We start from the raw sequence: 19,144 nt of genomic DNA, 5'->3' as shown, positions 1-19,144 counted from the left end.
TGTTGAGAGGTTTTGAAATGACTGAACGTCTGAATAACGACTTCCAGTTCATCGAAGTTGGGCGTAAAGACCCAAAGAAGAAGCTGTTGCGTCAACGCAAAAAGGAATTTGTCGAAATTTACGACAACTTCAAACCGGCGGTTGCTGCCGATCAGGCGCATCGTTGCCTGGGCTGCGGTAATCCATATTGTGAATGGAAGTGCCCGGTGCACAACTTCATCCCTAACTGGTTGAAGCTGGTATCAGAGGGCAACATTCTGGCCGCTGCAGAACTGTCGCACCAAACCAACACACTGCCGGAAGTATGTGGCCGTGTGTGCCCGCAAGACCGTCTCTGTGAAGGGGCTTGCACCCTGAACGATGGTTTTGGCGCGGTCACCATTGGTTCGGTCGAGAAGTACATCACCGACACCGCTTTCGCCATGGGCTGGCGTCCAGATATGTCTGGGGTTCAGCCGACCGGCAAGCGTGTCGCGGTGATTGGTGCCGGGCCTGCGGGGCTGGGTTGTGCAGATGTATTGGTGCGCAGCGGTGTGACGCCAGTGGTGTTCGATAAGAATCCAGAAATCGGCGGCCTGCTGACCTTTGGTATTCCTGAGTTCAAGCTGGAAAAGACTGTACTTAGCCACCGCCGTGAAGTTTTCACCGGCATGGGCATCGAGTTCCGTCTCAATACCGAAATCGGTAAAGACATCAGCATGGATCAGCTGCTCGCTGAGTACGACGCCGTGTTCATGGGCATGGGCACCTACACCTACATGAAAGGTGGTTTCCCGGGCGAAGATTTGCCGGGCGTGCACGATGCATTGGATTTCCTGATCGCCAACGTTAACCGCAACCTTGGTTTCGAGAAGTCGCCAGAAGACTTTATCGACATGAAGGGCAAGCGCATTGTCGTGCTCGGTGGTGGTGATACCGCCATGGACTGTAACCGCACCTCGATCCGTCAAGGCGCCAAGTCAGTGACCTGTGCCTATCGCCGCGACGAAGAGAACATGCCGGGCTCGCGTAAAGAAGTGAAAAACGCCAAGGAAGAAGGGGTTCGCTTCCTGTTCAACCGTCAGCCAATTGCCATCGTCGGTGAAGACAAGGTTGAGGGTGTTAAGGTCGTTGAAACCCGCCTTGGTGAGCCAGACGCCCGTGGTCGCCGTAGTCCTGAGCCTATTCCTGGCTCGGAAGAGATCATCCCGGCAGAGTCGGTACTGATTGCGTTCGGCTTCCGCCCAAGTCCTGCGCCATGGTTTACCCAGTTTGAAATCGAAACTGACAGCCAAGGTCGTGTGGTTGCGCCAGAGCAGAGCACGTTCAAGCATCAGACCAGCAACCCGAAAATTTTCGCCGGTGGCGATATGGTTCGCGGTTCTGATCTGGTGGTAACGGCGATTTTCGAAGGCCGTAACGCCGCTGAAGGTATTCTTGACTATCTAGGCGTCTAATGACGCGGTTATCACGCTTTAAAAGGCCCGTAGAAAGCCTTGATTGAGCGCGGCAAATCGTCACGATAGATAAAAGGCACGGCACTCGCCGTGCCTTTTGCATTGCGGTCTGCGAAAATACCCGCACTTTTTTAATGTGATGACGACTACGGCCTGTAGTGCATGACACGCCCGTAGACTGTTAACACAGAAAAACTCTATGAATTACAGAGAATTGTGAACATGACTGCCTTGAAAAACGACCGTTTCCTGCGCGCCCTGCTCAAGCAGCCTGTTGATGTCACCCCCGTGTGGATGATGCGTCAGGCTGGCCGCTACTTGCCGGAATACCGGGCGAGCCGCGCTAAGGCGGGCGATTTCATGAGCCTGATGATGAATCCAGAGTTCGCCTGTGAAGTCACCCTGCAGCCATTGGATCGTTATCCACAGCTCGACGCTGCCATTCTGTTCTCTGACATTCTGACTATCCCGCACGCGATGGGGCAGGGCTTGTACTTTGAAACTGGCGAAGGCCCGCGCTTCAAGAAAGTCATTAGTTCAGCTGCCGATGTTGATGCCCTGCAGGTGACTGACCCCGAGAAAGACCTCGGCTACGTGATGGATGCCGTACGCACCATCCGCCGCGAGCTTAATGGTCGCGTGCCACTGATTGGTTTCTCGGGCAGCCCGTGGACACTGGCCACCTACATGGTTGAAGGTGGCTCCTCGAAGGATTTCCGCAAGTCCAAAGCCATGCTTTATGACAATCCGCAGGCGATGCACAACTTGCTGGATAAACTGGCGCAGTCAGTCACCGCTTACCTTAATGGCCAGATACTTGCGGGCGCTCAGGCGGTACAGATCTTTGATACCTGGGGCGGTAACCTGTCGTCTGCGGCGTATCAGGAGTTCTCGCTGGCCTACATGCAGAAGATCGTCAGTGGTCTGATCCGTGAGCACGAAGGTCGTAAAGTCCCGGTTATCTTGTTCACCAAAAATGGCGGTCTGTGGCTTGAGTCGATGGCTGCGACTGGCGCTGATGCGCTGGGCCTGGATTGGAGCTGCGATATTGGTGAGGCGCGTAAGCGCGTGGGTAATCAGGTTGCGCTACAGGGCAACATGGACCCGACCGTGCTATACGCCAAGCCAGAGGCTATTCGTAAAGAAGTTGCGCGTATTCTCGCCAGCTACGGCAACGGTACAGGCCACATCTTCAACCTGGGCCATGGCATCACCCCTGAAGTGGACCCTGCCCACGCAGGCGCTTTCCTCGAAGCGGTGCACGAGTTGTCGGCGCAGTATCACGGATAATGGGCTGTCATAGGCCTGCAAAGTTGAAGCTTAAAAGTGTCTAACCTAGCGTAGGTTTACACTTGATCGGCCCAAGCGCCCGATGCATCGCATCGGGCGTTTTTGCATTTAAATCACGGGAGCCAGGGCTCAAAGTGAGTAGCAGTGATTACTGCCGCTAGCATTGGCGGATGAAAAAATTGAGCCACTCCACGTAGGGTGTGGCAATGCGAAGCTTGCCCACCATGGTTGAAACAGCACAATACTCAACCTTGTGTAAGTAGGCCTAACCTTCACCGCCGTTATTGGTGGGTGAAAAAGCATCACCGACCTTACCGATCGTAGGGCTCATGAATATGCCAAGCCATGTTGTCCATGGATCGAACCCAAAAGCCGCCTTACGAAAACACTGAGGTGTTGTTTAGCAGGGCCGGTTTTGCCTTTATTTGAGGGTTACAAGTTCACCGCGCAATGCAACGCTGGCCATGAAGGTTCCAGCATTGCATTGGTAGTTATTCGCATCTTTATACAGGCTGCGCTGGTCAATACTGGCGATATCTATGACAGCGTTGGCACCGGCTTTTTTTGCTGCACTTTGTAAGGCCACAAGTGCTGATTGCAACGCCCAAATGCAAGCGTCTTTATCAGACTTGTTGGCACCATTGGTTTTCCGGCTGCTGGTGACTGTTCGAATGTGGTGTGCACTTCCTGGCACCGGTTGGCCGCTCAAATAGAATTGTATGCTGCCGTCCAGCAACCCTGCTTGAGTGGCTCGCTCCACACCTTCCTGGAAGGCAAAATAGCTGGGGCTTTCGACATCCCGCTTTACCGCGCCTAGGTTATTCAACGCTTCAATGTTTGGATCAATGCTCAGCTCTTTGAGCACATTATCGCGTAGCCGATTAACCCAGCGGTTGTAGTTGCCGTGAATCTCACCGTTCTTGTAGTCAAGGCCCCAGCTGCTGCGGTAACGGATCTCAAATGATGTCGGTGAGTATGGGATATCAACTTCAGCATGATGCCTGCCGCGTACGGTGATCTCGGCTTCGATTTGACCAGGTTTAACAGACTGGATCTTCCATTGCCGGTCATGTAGCGCCGTGACAATAGCCCGCTGCATCTGGTTTTCACTGATCCCCATATTACTAGAGAAGTTTTCCTGCGCATTGTAGATCGGTTTGCTGGTACAGCCCCCGAGCAGCATTGCAACGGCCGCTATTTGCAAGAATCGATGAGTTATGGTCATTGGTTTTAAACGCTTATTTTTTAGTGAGTGTCAGGTGTAACGACAAAATATCAGCGAGGTATTCACCCCGCCAAAAGCGAAGTTGTTATTCATCACATGATCGTTGCTCATCTGCCGGAACTCCCCGCGCAGATAATCAAGTGGGCCACAACGTGGATCCACTTGGTTGAGGTTCAGGGTTGGCACGTACTGGTCGCGATTCATCATTTCGATGCTGAACCACGACTCCAGAGCGCCGCAAGCACCAAGGGTGTGGCCGAAGAAACTTTTCTGTGAGCTGATCGGCATTTGCTCGCCAAACAGGCTGCTGGTGGCCAATGTTTCTGCGATGTCGCCTTGCTCGGTTGCAGTGCCATGGCCATTCACATAGCCAATCGCTTGCGGCTCCAGTCCTGCATCATCCAAAGCCAACTGCATGGCTTGGCGCATGGTGGTTTGTTCCGGTTTGGTAATGTGCAGGCCATCAGCATTGCAACCGAAGCCAACAATCTCTGCATGAATCCGCGCCCCACGCGCGAGGGCATGCTCAAGCTCTTCAAGAACCAATATCCCGGCACCTTCACCGATGACCAAGCCATCGCGAGATACGTCGTATGGGCGCGGTGAGCTTTGCGGTGCGTCGTTTTGCAGGCTGGTGGCATACAACGCATCAAAGACCATCGCCTCGGTCGGGCAAAGCTCTTCGGCACCGCCTGCGAGCATCATTGGCAAGCGTCCGAACTTGATCGCCTCATAGGCATAACCGATACCCTGGCTACCGCTGGTGCAGGCACTTGAGGTTGGAATCAAACGGCCCTTGAGGCCGAAAAAGATGCTGATGTTCGCCGCCGTAGTATGCGGCATCATGCGAATGTATGAGTTGGCGTTAAGCCCATCGGCCACCGAGTTGAGGAGCATATTGCCGAAGGCTTTGATTTCTTCGGTGCTGCCGGTTGATGAGCCACAGGCAACGCCCATGCGGCCATCCTGAATGCTTAGGTCGCCTAGTAAACCGGCGTCATCAAGTGCTCGCTCCGCAGCATACACCGCAAGTTTGGACACGCGCCCCATGCTGCGTAGCTGCTTACGCGTCCAATGTTTTGGAGTGGTGAAGTTATCTATTGGCCCGCCTAGACGCGTATTAAGCTCGGTATAGGTGTCCCATTCATCCATGCGCCGAATGCCACTGCGGCTGGCGCGAAAGTTGGCCTCGATGCTGGCCCAGTCATCACCCAGCGAGGTGACACCCGCCATGCCTGTGACTACGACCCGCTTAATGGCGACCTGTTTAGTCGTGGTCATCAACACAGCCCTCCGTTGACCGCCAGGACTTGGAGGGTGATGTAGGCGGCTTCATCTGACATCAGAAAATTTACAGCGCCCGCCACCTCGTCGGGTGTGCCGAGGCGTTGCGCCGGGATCATCTTGAGTAACTCATCTACCGGTACATGCTCGTCAAGCATGTCGGTATCGATCAGGCCGGGGGCTACGCAGTTAACCGTGATCTTGCGTTTGCCAAGCTCAATGGCAAGGGCCTTGGCGGCACCAATAATTCCTGCTTTGGACGCACTGTAATTGACCTGGCCGCGGTTGCCGATCATCCCGGAAACCGAGGTGATGCAAACAATCCGGCCGGGTTTACGGCGTCGAATCATTGGCATGGTCAGAGGGTGTAGAACGTTATAAAAACCATCCAGGTTGGTGCGCAATACTTGGTCCCAATCATCCTCGCTCAGAGCCGGGAAGGCGCCATCACGGGTGAGGCCGGCATTACATACCACGCCGTAATAGGCGCCGTGTTGCTCTATGTCTGCCTCCAGTTGCTCGCGGCACGCGGTGCGGTCGGCAACATCAAACTGAATGATCCGGGCACTTTGCCCCAGCGCGGCAATTTCGGTTTGCACCGCTTGCGCATCTTCACGTCGGGCGCGGCAATGCAAAACCAGATCATGCCCCGCGCGGGCCAGACGTAAGGCAATGGCACGGCCAATACCGCGGCTGGAACCGGTTACTAATATAGGGTCAGACATGTTTTTCGGCCTCGCCGGATTCTTCTAAAAACTGGGCTGCGTTAGGTGGCTGGAATACATTGAGCCGCGCGGTTGCATGAATGTCCGGTCCGGTCAGATGACACTCGAAAACCGCCATGCCGTTGTCATCCTGCAGTGAGCGCAGCGCTTTGATATGCAGTTCTGCGCCTAACGGGAAGGACTCAACATTGCACTCGAACTTACGCGTGCCGAGCAAAAAACCCAGTGCTATGGGTTTGCCCGCTTCGCGTGCATGGCAGCCGGCAAAGGCGGCAATGCTCTGTGCCATCAACTCAACACCTAACCAGGCGGGTAAGCTGCCATCTTCCTGATTGAACAAGCCATCGGCTTTTACCTGCACACGGGTCTCAACCTCATCGACGCCATAACGTACGACCTCATCAAGCAGCACCATATCGCCAGAATGAGGCACTAACTCGGCCAATGGAAAAAGGCTCATGGCACGACTCCTAATATTAGACTGACGTTACTGCCACCAAAGGCAAATGAGTTGCTCATGGCATAGCGCGGCGCAGTATCGAACTGGGTACCAGGTGCGGCAAGTTTGATGGGCGGCAGTTGCGGGTCGGCCGCGCCATCCCAAATATGCGGCGGCGCCAATTTATTCAGGTTGTGTTGGCTCAGGGTCAGCCAGCAAAAAGCCGCCTCCAGCGCCCCTGCTGCGCCAAGCGTATGGCCGCTGAGAGCCTTGCTCGATGAGCAGCAGATACCTTGCGGGAACAATGCCTGAACCGCCAGCGACTCCATAGCGTCGTTATGTCGCGTCGCGGTGCCATGCAGGTTCAGGTAATCGATTTCGCTGGCCTCAAGTCTGGCGGCCTGCAGGGCGGTACGCATCGCTTGTTGTGCCCCTTGGCCGTTAGGTTCCGGAGCGGAAATGTGATGGGCATCCGAGGATGCACCGCCACCGAGCAGGGCAATCGATTCAGCTTGCTCGACGTTGGGTTGCCGAGACATCAGAAACAACGCCGCGCCTTCGCCGATGTTGATTCCCTGACGGTTGCGTGAAAACGGCTGGCAGCGTTCTTCGCTGACTGCTTCCAGTGAACTGAAACCATTTAGAGTCAGCCCACAAAGACTGTCGGCGCCGCCGCAGAGCACGACATCGCAGGCACCTTGCTGAAGCAGACGATGGGCGCTAAGCAGTGCGCGAGCACTTGAGGTGCATGCAGTGGAGATACAGTAGGCCGGGCCGCAGAGGCCGAGCCAGTCGCTTAAAAAAACTGCAGGTGCCGAGATCTCTTGCTGCGCGTATGAGTAGTCGGCGGGCAGAGTACCCTGCGCGTGATGCAAGCCAATACCTTGTGTTGCCTCATCAATTCCCGAGGTGCTGGTGCCAATCACCACCGCCACTCGATGACGGCCAAACTGCTCGATTGCCTCGCGGATGTGTGGCTCGATTTGCAGCGCAGCGGCCAGCAACAGCTGATTATTGCGACTGTGCGCAGCCTCCATCGCAGCGGGCATCGGTGGCAGTTGGCTGGTGACTACGCCAAGGGTCAGTTGTCGTTCACTGCCCCAACCAGCTTGTTTGCGCATTCCTGAGGTGTCGCCACTGAACAGGGCTTTGGCGACTGTTTGGGTATCCGCACCGAGTGCGCAAACGACTCCTAGATGGTTCAAGTAACTGGGCATCATGGGTTCTCACGCGAGACAATCTGAGTGACGTGATAACGCGTCAGGCCGCCCGCCTCAAGGGTGAAGTCAAGCGGTTTACTGTAGTCGATTCGCCAGTTCGGGCTCAGCGTTCGTTGCGTGTCGCTGATGATTTGCCAACTCTGTGCAGGATAGTTTTGCGCAATGCTGGAGGTCGTACTGAGCGCAAATAACAAGGCGGCGAACAGTTCGCGAGCGGCTGGGTTGGGCGGTAATAAGCCTTCGTCATGCCAGGTGCCCGCGACCAGTTGCTGGCGTGCCAGTGGCGTGCCCATTGGATCAAACAATGACCAGCGTAATGTCGAACCTTGCGCCTGAATGACCAACAGCCAAACTTCCTCGCTAGCTTCAGCTTGGCGCTGTATCTGTAGGGTTAGCGGTAATTGGCTTTGCAGCTGTGGCGTTACCAGCGGCACTGGCGGCACTGGCGTACGCGCTGCGCAAGCCCCAAGCAGCAGGCACAGGCCGAGTATCAGGCTGCGTACTATCAGGCTGCGGCTCATCAACTTGGCGCTCATCAACAATGTACCTGCACAGGCTTGCGCGCCACGACGTTGACTAAAGTTTCGTCGCGTTCGCCAACGGGCTTGGGTTTACGCAGGCGCAAGCGTTCCAGAAGGCCGAAATCTTTCGCCCGGCTCCACCATAAATAGGGGTATGAAATCTGCCCTGGAGAAAACTCGAAACCTTGCTTATGCAGCATGTGCAGGTATTGCTCTGCAGTTTTTTGCACGTGCATGGGGTGTCGAAATAACCAACGGATAACCCAGGTGTCGATATAGAAACGGGTTGATTCGGCAAACAGCAACAGACCGCCCGGTTTGAGCACTCGGTAGAACTCCGCCAAGGCCTGATCTTGCTCAACCAAGTGATGGAACGTCTGATGGCAAAACACAATATCGACGCTGGCATCCGCCAGTTGTATCGCCGCGCAGTCGCTGCTGAGCAATTGCACGTCAAGACCGGCATCGCTGGCTTGCGCTTGCGAGCACTGCAAACTGCGGCGATCAGCGTCCAGGCCAATCAATCGGCTCGGGGCAAAGGCTTGCTGCAAGAGTTTGAATGACTTGCCTTGGCCGCAACCTGCATCCAGCAGCACTGGCGCTGTCGGTAGAGCCGAGCCAGCCAGAGACTTGAGATCATTGATAGCGACACGCAAAACGTGGTGCTGCCAAACATGGCTTTGGAGAAACCAGAAACCAAACTTGGTTTCTTCGACATACGTGTCAGCGGCAGGGTTCATCATGGTCCTTGTCAGGTTGGCGAGCATAATTGGGCGAGTACGCTCAGGCGGCGTTTGGGCTCGGCAACGTAGGGGTTGGTTTGGTCCCAGGCGTAGCCCGCAAGGATCGAACTGATCATGCGGCGGATGTGTGGAGCCGCCTTTTCGAAGTAGATGACATCTTGAAAAGTGCCGTCATACCAGCCTTCAACATAGGCGCGGAAGGTGTCGACTCCACGCTTTAACGGCTCGGCAAACTGGCTCTGCCAATCAACCTGTTCACCGCTCAGCTGGCGATGCAGCACGTTGGCAGCCATGCTCGCAGAGCGCATGGCAATGGTCACGCCTGAGGAAAATACCGGGTCGAGAAACTCTGCTGCATTACCCAGCAACGCGTAGCCAGGGCCATGTAGGCGCTTGACGTTGGCCGAGTACCCGGCGAGCGGGCTTGCCGGAGTATCCCAGACGGCATTTGCCAAGACAGTGTCCAGCGAGGGCGCTTGTTTTATTAGCTCACGCAGGCAAATAGTCGGGTCATCACTGAGGCCCTCGAAGCGTTTGGCGTCAGCGACCACGCCAACCGAGCTGCGGCCATTGCTGAAGGGAATGGTCCAGTACCAGATATCCCGCAGCTGCGGGTGCGTGGTGATAAGGATGCGCTCACGGTTGAAGGCGGGGCTGTCGATACGATCTTCAATATGGCTAAACAATGCTTTGCGCACAGGGAAGGTCGATGGCAACTCGAGGTCGAGCAATCGCGGGAGTACACGGCCATAACCGCTGGCATCAAGTACGAAGTTGCAGTTGATTAAATACTCTTCGCCATCCTTTAAGCGTTTGACTCGCAACTGCGGATGACTCGCCTCAAAGTCGCCAGCCACGACTTGCTCTTCATAGCGAATTTCGACGCCTTGGCGCTCGGCTTCATCAGCGAGAATCTTGTCAAATTGGGCACGCTCGACTTGAAAGGTCGAACCTTTTCCGACGGTAAATCCATCGCGAAAATCGATGTCTGTATAGCGCTCGCCCCAAGCAAATGCGGCACCATGTTTGACTTGGAAACCTGCGTTCTGGATTGCATCGAGCATGCCTGCTTCTTCGATAAAGTCGAGGCAGTGCGAGAGCAAGCTCTCACCAATCGAGAAGCGCGGAAAACACTGGCGCTCGAGCACTAAAACATCGTGACCATTGCGCTTGAGCAGCGCGCTGGCGATTGCGCCTGCCGGGCCAGCACCGATCACAACGACCGTTCGATTTTCGCTTTCAACAGGCTTCACTGGAGGTCTCTGCGTGATTGGTTTTTGGTGGAGTTCGATTGGCTGAAGAGCGTGCGGGACTAGCCCATGGCGAGTAGATAAAGCTCAGTAACAAGCCCAGGCTGACGGTAAGGCCAAAGTTGGCAATGGCTGGGGTGCTGCTGAACATCAGCAGGCCGAATGACAACCAACTGGTGAGTGCCGAAAGCATAGTGCCGACCAGGCTGACCGCTTCACCGCCTACCGATTCACGCATGAGAATCGCGTAGTCGATACCAATGGCGGTGATGAGCAACAAGCCAAATACACTAAACAACGTGAGGGGCTGCCCCAGCCAGCCAAGGCAGGCCAGTGTTGTCAGTGCCGCCAGTAGCGGCAAGCTGACGACGCGCAATGCGCCGCTGAGGCCAAAAGGTATGCACAGCAGAACAACAATCGCCGTGCAGGAAATCAATTTTAGGGTTGCCGCGCTGATCTGGGTTTGGCTGAACAGGTTATTCACCTCGCCCAGGCGATCGATCCATTCGACGCCTTCAAGGCCTTCCGCCGCGTCTTGCAAGAGCGCCGTGCTGGCCTGGCCATCGAGGCTAATCAAGCCGCTGACTCCCTGTGCATTGGCGCCCATCCATAAGGGGCGCCACGGCTCTGACAACGGTTCTGCAAGCATCGTCTCCAGGGTTTGAGCCGGTTGCTGCAGTAACGCATCCACCTCAGCCGTCAGTGCTGCTTGCGAAATTCCCGCATCGAGCAGAGGTTGCCAATACTGATTGAGCGTTTTAAGTGAGAGGCGCAATTCACTAAGCTGTGCGTCTGGCAGAATCAGTTGATTGAGTGACCGGTAACCGCGTAGTTCTTTGCTGGCGACGAGGCTGTCGAGGCGTTTGCTGAGTGCCGCTTGGCGTTGCAGCAGCTGTTGCTCATTGGCCGCTTTAACCAGATAAAACTGGCTGGTGGGTTGTTGTCCGGTCAGCTCGGCAATGCGTTGCGCCTGGCTAACCAGATCGGGTGCTTTGGCCAGCCACTGGCGCAAATCATTCTGGGTGTGTAGCTGCAATATGCCGCCCAGACAAAACAGCGCCAAGCCGATCATCAGTGGCCAGCGGGCGGTTTTAAGCAGGCGCGTGCGCCATGCCAGTAACCGGTAAGCGATGTTCAGCAGGGCGGGTGCGGGTTGCAGACGCATGCCTTTAAACCAGGCTGGCAGCAGGCAAATCGCAGCTAAATAAGCAGCGATCAGCCCTGCAGCCGAGAACACTGCAATTTGCGTCAAGGCTTGAAAAGGGGTGAACGCCAGCGCGATGTAACCCAGCAGGTTGGTGGCCAGACTCAAGCTTAAACCCGGTAGGGTTGCCCGCATCGCCGCCCAGCTTTGCCAATCTTGCTGTGCCCAGCACTTGCTCAGGTAATGTTGCGGGTAATCAATGGCCACGCCGATCAGGCTAGCGCCGAGAATCAAGGTTATGGCATTGATCTGGCCGAAAACCATGACGCACGCGGCACTGCCCGCCAACAGCGCAACCGCCACCGGCAGCAGACTCAGCAGCACGCGTGCTCGGCGATAGGCGAAATACAGCAGCGCTATCAATGCAATGATTGCGCTACTGCCCAGCAGGCTGATTTCACGGCTGGCCTGGGTTTGCCCGGCATTGGCATACAACACGCCGCCACTTGCCAGTAACTGCCCTCCGGCGGCAACGGCGGTGCGACGAGCGCTGGCCACATCTGTCGCCACCAACGACGGGGCTTGCAGATCAAATGCGTTGCCATGACTTTGCGCGCGCAGCAGCACCCAGGTCATGTCTTTGTCGGTGATCAATAACGCACCGCTGCCGAGATCGACCTGCACCTTGCTGTGCGGATTCAAGGTGGTTTGCGCGCGGGCGGTCAGGCCTAGCCAATCCTGCTCGATTGGCACAAGTGTTGTGCTTGCGAAGGTGTCGAACAGCTCGCCAACGCGGCGCTCAATGAACGCTTGCGGCTGATTTATCAACAGGTGTTTGTCGGCCGCTGGGAGCAGTGACAAGCGCCCAGCCAGGAGTTGCCGACGTAGGTTCGGCATATCACTCTGCAAACGCCACTGCACCTTAGCGAAGTGTTTGTTTGCGCGCAGTTGCAGACCAATCTCGGAGGCTAACTGGATGGCCGTGCTGCGTTTGCTGTGGCCGACTAATAACAGGAGTTCGCGATTGAGCGGTTCCTGCATACGTTTCTCTGCGGCTTGAACTTCAGCGTCAACCTGACTCTGCGGCAGCAGGGCAAGTAAGCTGGCAACCACGGGCGGGCCGTTGCGCCATTGCCAGGCGACCAAGCAGATTAGCGCCACCAGCAACACGCCGAACAGGCGCGGCAGGCTGCGTTCAGTCTGCAAAATTGTCTCGCTCGGTTTGGCTCAGTGCAGATGCTGCCTGGCTGTTGGGCAGTTGCAGGAGCGTTCGGTCGCCTTGGGTTTCAAGCAGTTCGATGCGCTGCACCAACCCACCGCCTTTGATTTCGATGCGACTGAATATTTGCTTGAGCAGCAGTGCGCGCGGCTCCAGTGTCAGTGCCCAGTCATCCTTCGTGCCTTGCAGTTGCAGCTCAAAGTCAGCCTCCAAACCGGAACTGTCGCCACGCAACAAAGCCAGAAACAAGCGGCTTTGCTGGGCGGCGGCGTTATTGCCAGGTTGCATCTGCCAGCCATCGCTTGTGCGTCTGGCGATGCCTTCACTGTTGATCCGATACGTCTGGCTGATTGGGCTCTGTAGCTGCCACAGCAAACCGCTGTCAGCGGCGAGGACAAACTGGCCGCGGCTGGTTAAGGGCTGGGCCATCGCTCGCAGGTGTTTTTCCTGAATAAACGGGCCGCGCACGACGGCGTTGTTAGCGAGTTGATTGCTGAGCGCGGTCAAGTCGAACGCGCAGGCAATGGGTGCCATTAACAGGCAGCAGAGGCTGAGTGCTATACGTCGTATGAAATAACTCATGTCAGCGCGCGCTCAACGGCTTCAACAAATACGCGCGGTGATGCGAGTTGCATTTCTCGGCTGGCAATTTCAACGGCCACTTGCACACTGCTCGCGCGGGTAAGGCGTTCTCCGGTTGCGGCATCGCTGATCAGGTAGTGGATTTTCAAGCGGTTTTCCCACTCGACAAGGTCGGCACGGACGATAAGTGTCTGGCCAAACTTGGCGCCACGGATGTAGCGCAGTTGTAGATCAATAATCGGCCAGGCAAACCCTGCATCACGCATGTGCGAGTAGTTGTGGCCGATTTTGTCGAGCAGGGCGCAGCGCGCAATTTCGAGGTACTTGACGTAATGGCCATGCCAGACCACTTCCATCATGTCGACATCAAAAAAGGGTACGAGGATTTCGCTCTCAACCTGCAATACGCCGCTACTGCGCATAGAGCCTCCAGTGCTGTTTACGAATGCGTTGCAGACACAGCCTTAGCTCGCCTTCCAATGCTCGATCTTCTATAACCGGTGGGAAGTCCTGCGCCAGTTGCTCACGCATGTTCAGCAGCGGCTCAGGCAGTTGCCGGGAGCTGGTTTGCAGGCGTAGCCAGACACCTTGGTTAGCCGCGAGCAAGGTGGCGGCAGCAACTTGCTCCGTGAGTTCAAGGCTGCGCAAGGCGTCGCGGGCGGCAATAGTGCCCATGCTGACTTTGTCTTGGTTGTGGCACTCGGTTGAGCGTGAAAAAACACTGGCGGGCATGGTGTTTTTCAGGGCTTCTGCGGTCCAGGCACTGGCGCCGATCTGCACGGCTTTAAAGCCGTGGTTAATCATTGAACTGCTGGCAGGAGCACCGGACAGGTTGCTCGGCAGGCCATGGTTGTAACGTACGTCGACCAGCAAGGCGAGCTGTCGGTCGAGCAAGTCAGCAACGTTGCCTACCAGGTTTTTCAGGCTGTCCATGGCAAAGGCAATGTGCCCGCCATAGAAGTGTCCGCCGTGCATGACGCGCTCGGTCTCTGCATCGATCAGCGGGTTGTCATTGGCACTGTTGAGCTCGGTTTCGATGAATTGACGCAACAGGCCCAAACTGTCGGCCATGACGCCAAGTACGTGCGGGGCGCAGCGTAGCGAGTAGCGATCCTGCAGGCGGTGCAGTGCTGCTGTGGGCCCGGTGATCGCCAGATCCTCGCGCAGCCAGGCGGCGACCTGCATTTGCCCCGGATGCGGCTTGGCGGCAAACAGGCGCTGGTCGAAGTGTTCCGGGTTGCCTTCCAGCGCGACTACGTTGAGCGCGGTGATACGTGTGGCCAGTTGCAGCAAATAGTCGGCGCGTGAATAAGCCAGGCATGCCAGCGCAGTCATTACCGCGGTGCCATTCATCAACGCTAGCGCCTCTTTCGGGCGCAGGGTCAATGGTGTCCAGCCGAGTTGTTCATGGACCTCGCGCGCACTGCGGCGCTGACCTTGATAGAGCACTTCGCGCTCACCGCTGAGGGTCGCGGCGACGTAAGACAAAGGCGTTAGGTCGCCACTGGCACCGACTGAGCCTTCCTCAGGAATTAACGGCAGAATGTCGTGTTCGAGAAACCCCTGCAAACGCTCCAGCAACTCGACACGCACCCCGGAAACACCAAAGCACAGCGATTGCAGTCGCGCCGCCAGCACCGCGCGTGTTGCGTCGGGCTCAAGCAATTTGCCCAGGCCGCAGCCATGAAATGTATACAGGTGGCGTGGCAAGGCTTCGACTTGATGCAATGGCACAGCAACCACACAGGAGTCACCGTAGCCGGTTGTGACTCCGTAAATCACACCTTCTTTATCCAGCAGGGTGTCGAGGAAGCGCGCCCCTTTGGCGATTTTTTCGCGATAGTCGGCATCATGTTGCAAATGAGCCTTGGCGCGTTGTTGTGAAAGCGCGACAACATTCTCAATCGTCAGGTGAGTTTCGCCGAAAATGACCGGCTCAGGCTGATGTGTCGTCATCTGTATTCCAAAACGGATAAAAGTTGAACCACTGATCGGGTGCATCCAGGCAGCGCTGACCCAGACGGTCGGCAAAGCGTTGAGTCCACTCTCGGATTACGCTTTCGCGGGTGTCGCGCTTCCATTGCACGCTGGCGGCGAAAGGCTCAAGCAAGATCTGATACCGGCCCGCTATTTTGACGCAGCTCATAAAATTAACCGGACACTTGAGCAGCCCGGCCAGCAACCAAGGCCCTTGCGGAAATGCTGCCGGTTTACCGAGGAAGTCGACGTTGGCACGACGCCCGCCGTGTAGCGCAATCCGGTCGCCTGCGATGGCCAGCCATTCGCCTTGTTCAAGGCGTTCAGATAATTGCAGCATAACCGCAGGATTTAGCTCGCTGACTTGGATCAGGCGCATATTACTGGCGCCGGCCTCACCAAGTAGCTGGTTGAATTGCTCTGCATGTTTGGTATGCACCAATACATTCATCGTGACCTTATCACCCAGCTCGGCCAGTGCGCGGCACACCTCAAGGTTACCCAAGTGCGCACCAACCAGCATTTGTCCGCGCTTGCCGTGCATTTGCTGGCGCAACTGTTGAGGGTCGATCAACTCGATGTCGCTGGCGTTCAATTGACCGCGCCAGATATCCAGTTTGTCGAGCAAGGCGTCAGCAAATGCCATGAATTGCTTAAACACCGAGCTTTGCGTGGGAGCGGCGGTTTTTCCGCTCCAGAGCATCAAGTTGTGCTGATACTCGGCAATACTGCGCCGCGCTTTGCCGCCGAACACAAAGAAGTACAGGACGATTAAATAGAGCAGGGGGCTGATCAGTCTACGGCCGAGAAGGCGCGCTGCGGATACAGTGAACTTCATCAGCAGCAGGCTGCCGCGTTCCTGCTGAGCCGCCCAGTGCTGATGCTTGTTTATCTGATTCATTGGCGCCACCTGCGCCAGGCAATCAGCGGCGCCCGCAGCAGCATGCCAAAGAATAATTTGGCGTGCATTTTAGAGATCAGCAGGTTGTCGTGTATCAGGCGAAAGTGCGAGATACCGCCTAATGGATAATGCACGCGGATCGGTAGCCACTGCATTGATTGGTTCTGCCAGGCCATACGCACCAGAATTTCGGAGTCGAAATCCATGCGTTTGCCTAGATTGACCCGGTTGATTAGCTCAACGGTGCTGGGCAGTGGGTAAACCCTGAAGCCGCACATGGAGTCGCGTATCTGCAGCGACAAACTGTTTATCCACACCCAAATATGCGTCAGGTAGCGCGCATACAGACGGCCCTTGGGTACGCTTGCGTCATAAACCGGATAACCGCAGATAACGGCTTGCGGATGCAGTCGTGAGCAGGCGAGAAACGATTCAATGTCATCGAGGTTGTGTTGGCCGTCGGCGTCTACTTGCAGGGCATGGGTGAAACCGAGCATCTGCGCCTCACGCAGGCCCGCCATCACTGCACCGCCTTTGCCCTGATTTTGCAGCAGGTGCACGGCATAGCAATCAGCTTGTTCGGCAAGCTTTTCGATCACGGCGGTACAGGCCGGGCTGGAACCATCGTTCACCAGAATGCACGGCAGTTTGGCCTTGCCTAATGCGGCTACGACATGCACTAAAGCCTGTTCGTGATTGAATACCGGAACCACTACGCAGGCGTTATACATGATCAGCCAGCAAGATGCGTCCGGACGAGCACGCTGCATTGTTATGACTGAAGGCGAAATACAACTTGCCACGGCTGGTATCGAAACGCAGCGATAGCTGAATAGGGTCGCCGGGGCGCATGAGCTGCTGAAACTTGAGGACTTCCATTCCACCGAAGCGCGCAGGTAGAGGGTCGATCAGTTGCCGGGCCAAACGCAGTGCCCAATCAATTTGCACCACTCCTGGCACCACCGGAGTTGATGTGAAGTGACCGCTGAAGTGTGCAAGATCAATCGGTACGCGCAGTGTCAGCAAGAATTCGCCATCGTTTTCAGCGATGCTTTCTGGCGTTATTTGAGTGGTTCTTGGGGTGTCCAGAAGTTGTTCAACCTGCGCCTGCGCGAGCTTGCCTTGGCTGTTGTAAGGTAATTCGGTGGTCAACCGCCAGCGGCGAGGCAAAGCAATGGGTTCGACATGCCCGCTGAGATGGCTGCGCAGGGCTTGGGTGACGGCGCGTCTGCCGCGGTTGCGCAGCGCATGCAGGCCCGCTGGGCTGAGCGCAATCAAGGCACCGAGAAAGGCCCGGCCCTTGTGCAGCGTGCCGACTCGAGATTCGCTGACCCAGGCGTGGCTGTTGAGTGTGTTTTCAAGCATGGGCAGAGATACGCGCTTCTCTTCCAGCTTGATAATGCGGTCGAGTCGGGCGCGCAGCAAAAACCTGCCATCGGCTGCAATCTGTACGGCATCGGCGGTTTCCTCACGCTGCCCGGCAGGCAGATATGGCGAAGTAAGGCTCAATGCACCCTGCGGGTTGAGGCTTACTTCCACACCCTTGAACGGTTGCCAATATTCGCCACCTTGTCGCCAAGCGATGCCACCGGTTTCAGTGCTGCCGTAAATTTCGGTGGGTAACTGCTTTAAGCGTGCTTGCAGGCTCTGCGCGGCTTCATTGGGTAATACCCCGCCAGATGAGAACAGCATGCTGACTCGGCTCAAGGCTGGCCAGTCGAGGTTATCGCTCATGCGTTTAAGCAAGGCGGGGCTGGCGACCCAGGCAAAGTGTGGATGCGCGAGGCTGGCGCGCTGCATGTCTTCGCTAAAGGGCTGGGCGTGACGAAGAAAAGTCCGCCCTGCACACAGTGGCCACAGTACCCGGAAAAGCAGGCCGTAGATGTGCTGCACGGAGACACTGGCGACCACGACCGCGTTGCCCAGCGCGTTGCCCCAGAGCTGCTCTAGCGCCGCGACTTCGTTGGCCAGTTGGGCGATGCTCTTTTCGATCAGCTTGGATTCGCCACTGGAGCCGGATGTGCACAGCGTCAGGCGGCAAGTATCACTGTCCAAGCGGGTGGCAATAGCGGGCGTGTAGTCGCGCGTGTCGGGTAAGGCGTCAAGCCATAGATCAATCTGTGTGCCCAGCTTTAAACGGGTTTGCTGTTGTGCGTCAGCGGGCAGCAATATGGTCACCCCAGCCTGCCAGGCGGCAAACAGGGCAATCGCCAGGTCGGCGGCATCCTCGAGATGAATGGCGACTCGCTGAATCTGCTGAGCCTTGAAGTAGCTCGCCAGCAACAGCGCTCGCTGACAAAACTGTTGATGATTCAGTGCTGGATCGAGACTGACATTACGTTGCTCGAGTGGCTCAAGTAACAATGCTTCAAGGGAAATCCATTTCATGCGAATTTCCTTACACGTTGGCGAACTAACCATTCCGCAGCGAATAGTAGTCCCATCAATAAATAGGAAATTAAGCCGTTGTACAGCGTCCACCATGACAGCGGTGCCCATAACGTCAATGCTGTTGCGATCAAGCCGTTACACAAGAAAAATACTGCCCATACCTGAGTCACTTTGCGGGTGTAACGCACGGCTACAGCGGGCAAGTCAGGCTCGCGTAAACGCGCGAGGCGTTCAGCAATTGGCGGCCCGAATTCAAGGCTCAGCACAAACAGGCTCAGTAACATGGCGCTTAACAGCACTGGATACCAGCGCAGCAATGCAGGTGCACCCGCGACACCAAGTAGTGCGCAAAAGAGCAGTGCGGCCAGCGCCATCCAGCGTCCGCCCGGGCGTTGTTCGCCAAGCAGGAGTCGGGCGAGCCACAAGCCACCGAGCAACGCGGCAAATACACGCGGTGATAAATGCTCAATGCCGTAATACACCGCAAATGGATATGCCAGTCCGGCCAATAGCAAGATCAGGCCTAGCAGGCGGCTCATGCGGGCTCTGGGTTAACCAGCTTGAACACGGCCTCGACCACGTCACCTACAGTGCGTACCGATTTGAATTCATCGGCGGCGATTTTCTTGCCGGTTTTACGTTTGATGTGATCAATTAAATCGACCGCATCGATGCTGTCGATTTCTAAGTCCTGGTAGAGATTGGCATTCAGGTTGATATCCGCTGCGTCGAGTTCGAACAACTCAACGAGGGAATCGCGCAGTGTGTTAAATATTTCATCACGATTTTGCATGCTA

19 protein-coding genes are annotated in these 19,144 nt (G+C 56.2%); 2 read left to right on the top strand and 17 right to left on the bottom strand.

From position 1 onward, the window contains the following. Positions 1–17: 17 nt before the first annotated feature. Both B9K09_RS20055 and hemE read left to right on the top strand, forming a co-directional pair. Positions 18–1,436 carry an FAD-dependent oxidoreductase gene (locus B9K09_RS20055; RefSeq protein WP_087518459.1) on the top strand — a complete coding sequence of 473 codons (1,419 nt, stop codon included), beginning with the start codon at positions 18–20 and terminating at the stop codon, positions 1,434–1,436. A gap of 222 nt (positions 1,437–1,658) precedes the next feature. Then, positions 1,659–2,726 (top strand): uroporphyrinogen decarboxylase, encoded by a 1,068-nt coding sequence (gene hemE, locus B9K09_RS20050; protein WP_087518458.1) that lies wholly within the window; start codon positions 1,659–1,661, stop codon positions 2,724–2,726. 421 nt (positions 2,727–3,147) lie between these two features. Here hemE and B9K09_RS20045 read toward each other — a convergent pair whose 3' ends face one another. From B9K09_RS20045 to B9K09_RS19965, 17 genes are read right to left on the bottom strand one after another with little or no spacing between them, the layout of a single operon-like run. Next, complete coding sequence (locus tag B9K09_RS20045) at positions 3,148–3,951, bottom strand: hypothetical protein (RefSeq protein ID WP_087518457.1); 804 nt, start codon at positions 3,949–3,951, stop codon at positions 3,148–3,150. A gap of 30 nt (positions 3,952–3,981) precedes the next feature. Beyond that, entirely contained in the window at positions 3,982–5,208 is a 1,227-nt protein-coding gene (locus B9K09_RS20040; protein WP_087519199.1) for a beta-ketoacyl-ACP synthase, read from the bottom strand. 23 nt (positions 5,209–5,231) lie between these two features. Next, positions 5,232–5,960 carry a 3-oxoacyl-ACP reductase FabG gene (fabG, locus tag B9K09_RS20035; protein ID WP_087518456.1) on the bottom strand — a complete coding sequence of 243 codons (729 nt, stop codon included), beginning with the start codon at positions 5,958–5,960 and terminating at the stop codon, positions 5,232–5,234. Continuing rightward, positions 5,953–6,420 (bottom strand): hotdog family protein, encoded by a 468-nt coding sequence (locus tag B9K09_RS20030; RefSeq protein WP_087518455.1) that lies wholly within the window; start codon positions 6,418–6,420, stop codon positions 5,953–5,955. The genes fabG and B9K09_RS20030 overlap by 8 nt, the downstream gene beginning before the upstream one ends. After that, positions 6,417–7,616: a beta-ketoacyl-[acyl-carrier-protein] synthase family protein gene (locus B9K09_RS20025; protein ID WP_087519197.1), complete on the bottom strand. Its 1,200-nt coding sequence runs from the start codon at positions 7,614–7,616 to the stop codon at positions 6,417–6,419. Before B9K09_RS20025 ends, B9K09_RS20030 begins: the two co-directional genes overlap by 4 nt. Further along, positions 7,616–8,125, bottom strand: coding sequence for a DUF3261 domain-containing protein (locus tag B9K09_RS20020; RefSeq protein WP_087519195.1), 510 nt, complete (start codon positions 8,123–8,125; stop codon positions 7,616–7,618). The genes B9K09_RS20025 and B9K09_RS20020 overlap by 1 nt, the downstream gene beginning before the upstream one ends. Before the next feature lie 29 nt (positions 8,126–8,154). Continuing rightward, positions 8,155–8,880 (bottom strand): class I SAM-dependent methyltransferase, encoded by a 726-nt coding sequence (locus B9K09_RS20015; protein ID WP_087518454.1) that lies wholly within the window; start codon positions 8,878–8,880, stop codon positions 8,155–8,157. An 11-nt stretch (positions 8,881–8,891) separates the two neighbouring features. Next, positions 8,892–10,136 carry an NAD(P)/FAD-dependent oxidoreductase gene (locus B9K09_RS20010; protein ID WP_087518453.1) on the bottom strand — a complete coding sequence of 415 codons (1,245 nt, stop codon included), beginning with the start codon at positions 10,134–10,136 and terminating at the stop codon, positions 8,892–8,894. Further along, positions 10,123–12,483: an MMPL family transporter gene (locus B9K09_RS20005; RefSeq protein WP_256574123.1), complete on the bottom strand. Its 2,361-nt coding sequence runs from the start codon at positions 12,481–12,483 to the stop codon at positions 10,123–10,125. The genes B9K09_RS20010 and B9K09_RS20005 overlap by 14 nt, the downstream gene beginning before the upstream one ends. Next, positions 12,473–13,078: an outer membrane lipoprotein carrier protein LolA gene (locus tag B9K09_RS20000; RefSeq protein WP_087518452.1), complete on the bottom strand. Its 606-nt coding sequence runs from the start codon at positions 13,076–13,078 to the stop codon at positions 12,473–12,475. Before B9K09_RS20000 ends, B9K09_RS20005 begins: the two co-directional genes overlap by 11 nt. Continuing rightward, a complete protein-coding gene (locus B9K09_RS19995; protein WP_087518451.1) occupies positions 13,075–13,500 on the bottom strand; it encodes a thioesterase family protein in 426 nt (141 codons plus the stop codon). The genes B9K09_RS20000 and B9K09_RS19995 overlap by 4 nt, the downstream gene beginning before the upstream one ends. Further along, positions 13,490–15,034, bottom strand: coding sequence for a histidine ammonia-lyase (gene hutH / locus B9K09_RS19990; protein ID WP_087518450.1), 1,545 nt, complete (start codon positions 15,032–15,034; stop codon positions 13,490–13,492). Before hutH ends, B9K09_RS19995 begins: the two co-directional genes overlap by 11 nt. Next, the gene (locus B9K09_RS19985) at positions 15,015–15,956 is read right to left on the bottom strand and encodes a glycosyl transferase (protein WP_087518449.1); all 942 of its coding nucleotides are present in this window, start codon (positions 15,954–15,956) and stop codon (positions 15,015–15,017) included. Before B9K09_RS19985 ends, hutH begins: the two co-directional genes overlap by 20 nt. After that, complete coding sequence (locus B9K09_RS19980; RefSeq protein ID WP_087518448.1) at positions 15,953–16,687, bottom strand: glycosyltransferase family 2 protein; 735 nt, start codon at positions 16,685–16,687, stop codon at positions 15,953–15,955. Before B9K09_RS19980 ends, B9K09_RS19985 begins: the two co-directional genes overlap by 4 nt. Then, complete coding sequence (locus B9K09_RS19975) at positions 16,680–18,344, bottom strand: AMP-binding protein (RefSeq protein ID WP_087518447.1); 1,665 nt, start codon at positions 18,342–18,344, stop codon at positions 16,680–16,682. The genes B9K09_RS19980 and B9K09_RS19975 overlap by 8 nt, the downstream gene beginning before the upstream one ends. Then, positions 18,341–18,886 (bottom strand): hypothetical protein, encoded by a 546-nt coding sequence (locus B9K09_RS19970; protein ID WP_087518446.1) that lies wholly within the window; start codon positions 18,884–18,886, stop codon positions 18,341–18,343. Before B9K09_RS19970 ends, B9K09_RS19975 begins: the two co-directional genes overlap by 4 nt. After that, a complete protein-coding gene (locus B9K09_RS19965; protein ID WP_087518445.1) occupies positions 18,883–19,140 on the bottom strand; it encodes an acyl carrier protein in 258 nt (85 codons plus the stop codon). The genes B9K09_RS19970 and B9K09_RS19965 overlap by 4 nt, the downstream gene beginning before the upstream one ends. Between the last annotated feature and the right edge of the window lie 4 nt (positions 19,141–19,144).

The organism is Pseudomonas sp. M30-35 (assembly GCF_002163625.1).
GTDB lineage: Bacteria > Pseudomonadota > Gammaproteobacteria > Pseudomonadales > Pseudomonadaceae > Aquipseudomonas.
This window is presented reverse-complemented; position numbering and strand designations above follow the sequence as displayed.

What these genes read in the sequence shown, in the direction of transcription:
- B9K09_RS20030 (WP_087518455.1), bottom strand. Translation starts at nt 6,420, where the DNA reads ATGAGCCTTTTTCCATTGGCCGAGTTAGTGCCTCATTCTGGCGATATG.
- B9K09_RS19995 (WP_087518451.1), bottom strand. Translation starts at nt 13,500, where the DNA reads ATGCGCAGTAGCGGCGTATTGCAGGTTGAGAGCGAAATCCTCGTACCC.
- B9K09_RS19970 (WP_087518446.1), bottom strand. Translation starts at nt 18,886, where the DNA reads ATGAGCCGCCTGCTAGGCCTGATCTTGCTATTGGCCGGACTGGCATAT.
- hutH (WP_087518450.1), bottom strand. Translation starts at nt 15,034, where the DNA reads ATGACGACACATCAGCCTGAGCCGGTCATTTTCGGCGAAACTCACCTG.
- B9K09_RS20015 (WP_087518454.1), bottom strand. Translation starts at nt 8,880, where the DNA reads ATGAACCCTGCCGCTGACACGTATGTCGAAGAAACCAAGTTTGGTTTC.
- B9K09_RS20025 (WP_087519197.1), bottom strand. Translation starts at nt 7,616, where the DNA reads ATGCCCAGTTACTTGAACCATCTAGGAGTCGTTTGCGCACTCGGTGCG.
- B9K09_RS19980 (WP_087518448.1), bottom strand. Translation starts at nt 16,687, where the DNA reads ATGTATAACGCCTGCGTAGTGGTTCCGGTATTCAATCACGAACAGGCT.
- B9K09_RS20000 (WP_087518452.1), bottom strand. Translation starts at nt 13,078, where the DNA reads ATGAGTTATTTCATACGACGTATAGCACTCAGCCTCTGCTGCCTGTTA.
- fabG (WP_087518456.1), bottom strand. Translation starts at nt 5,960, where the DNA reads ATGTCTGACCCTATATTAGTAACCGGTTCCAGCCGCGGTATTGGCCGT.
- hemE (WP_087518458.1), top strand. Translation starts at nt 1,659, where the DNA reads ATGACTGCCTTGAAAAACGACCGTTTCCTGCGCGCCCTGCTCAAGCAG.
- B9K09_RS19975 (WP_087518447.1), bottom strand. Translation starts at nt 18,344, where the DNA reads ATGAAATGGATTTCCCTTGAAGCATTGTTACTTGAGCCACTCGAGCAA.
- B9K09_RS20045 (WP_087518457.1), bottom strand. Translation starts at nt 3,951, where the DNA reads ATGACCATAACTCATCGATTCTTGCAAATAGCGGCCGTTGCAATGCTG.
- B9K09_RS19985 (WP_087518449.1), bottom strand. Translation starts at nt 15,956, where the DNA reads ATGAATCAGATAAACAAGCATCAGCACTGGGCGGCTCAGCAGGAACGC.
- B9K09_RS19965 (WP_087518445.1), bottom strand. Translation starts at nt 19,140, where the DNA reads ATGCAAAATCGTGATGAAATATTTAACACACTGCGCGATTCCCTCGTT.
- B9K09_RS20055 (WP_087518459.1), top strand. Translation starts at nt 18, where the DNA reads ATGACTGAACGTCTGAATAACGACTTCCAGTTCATCGAAGTTGGGCGT.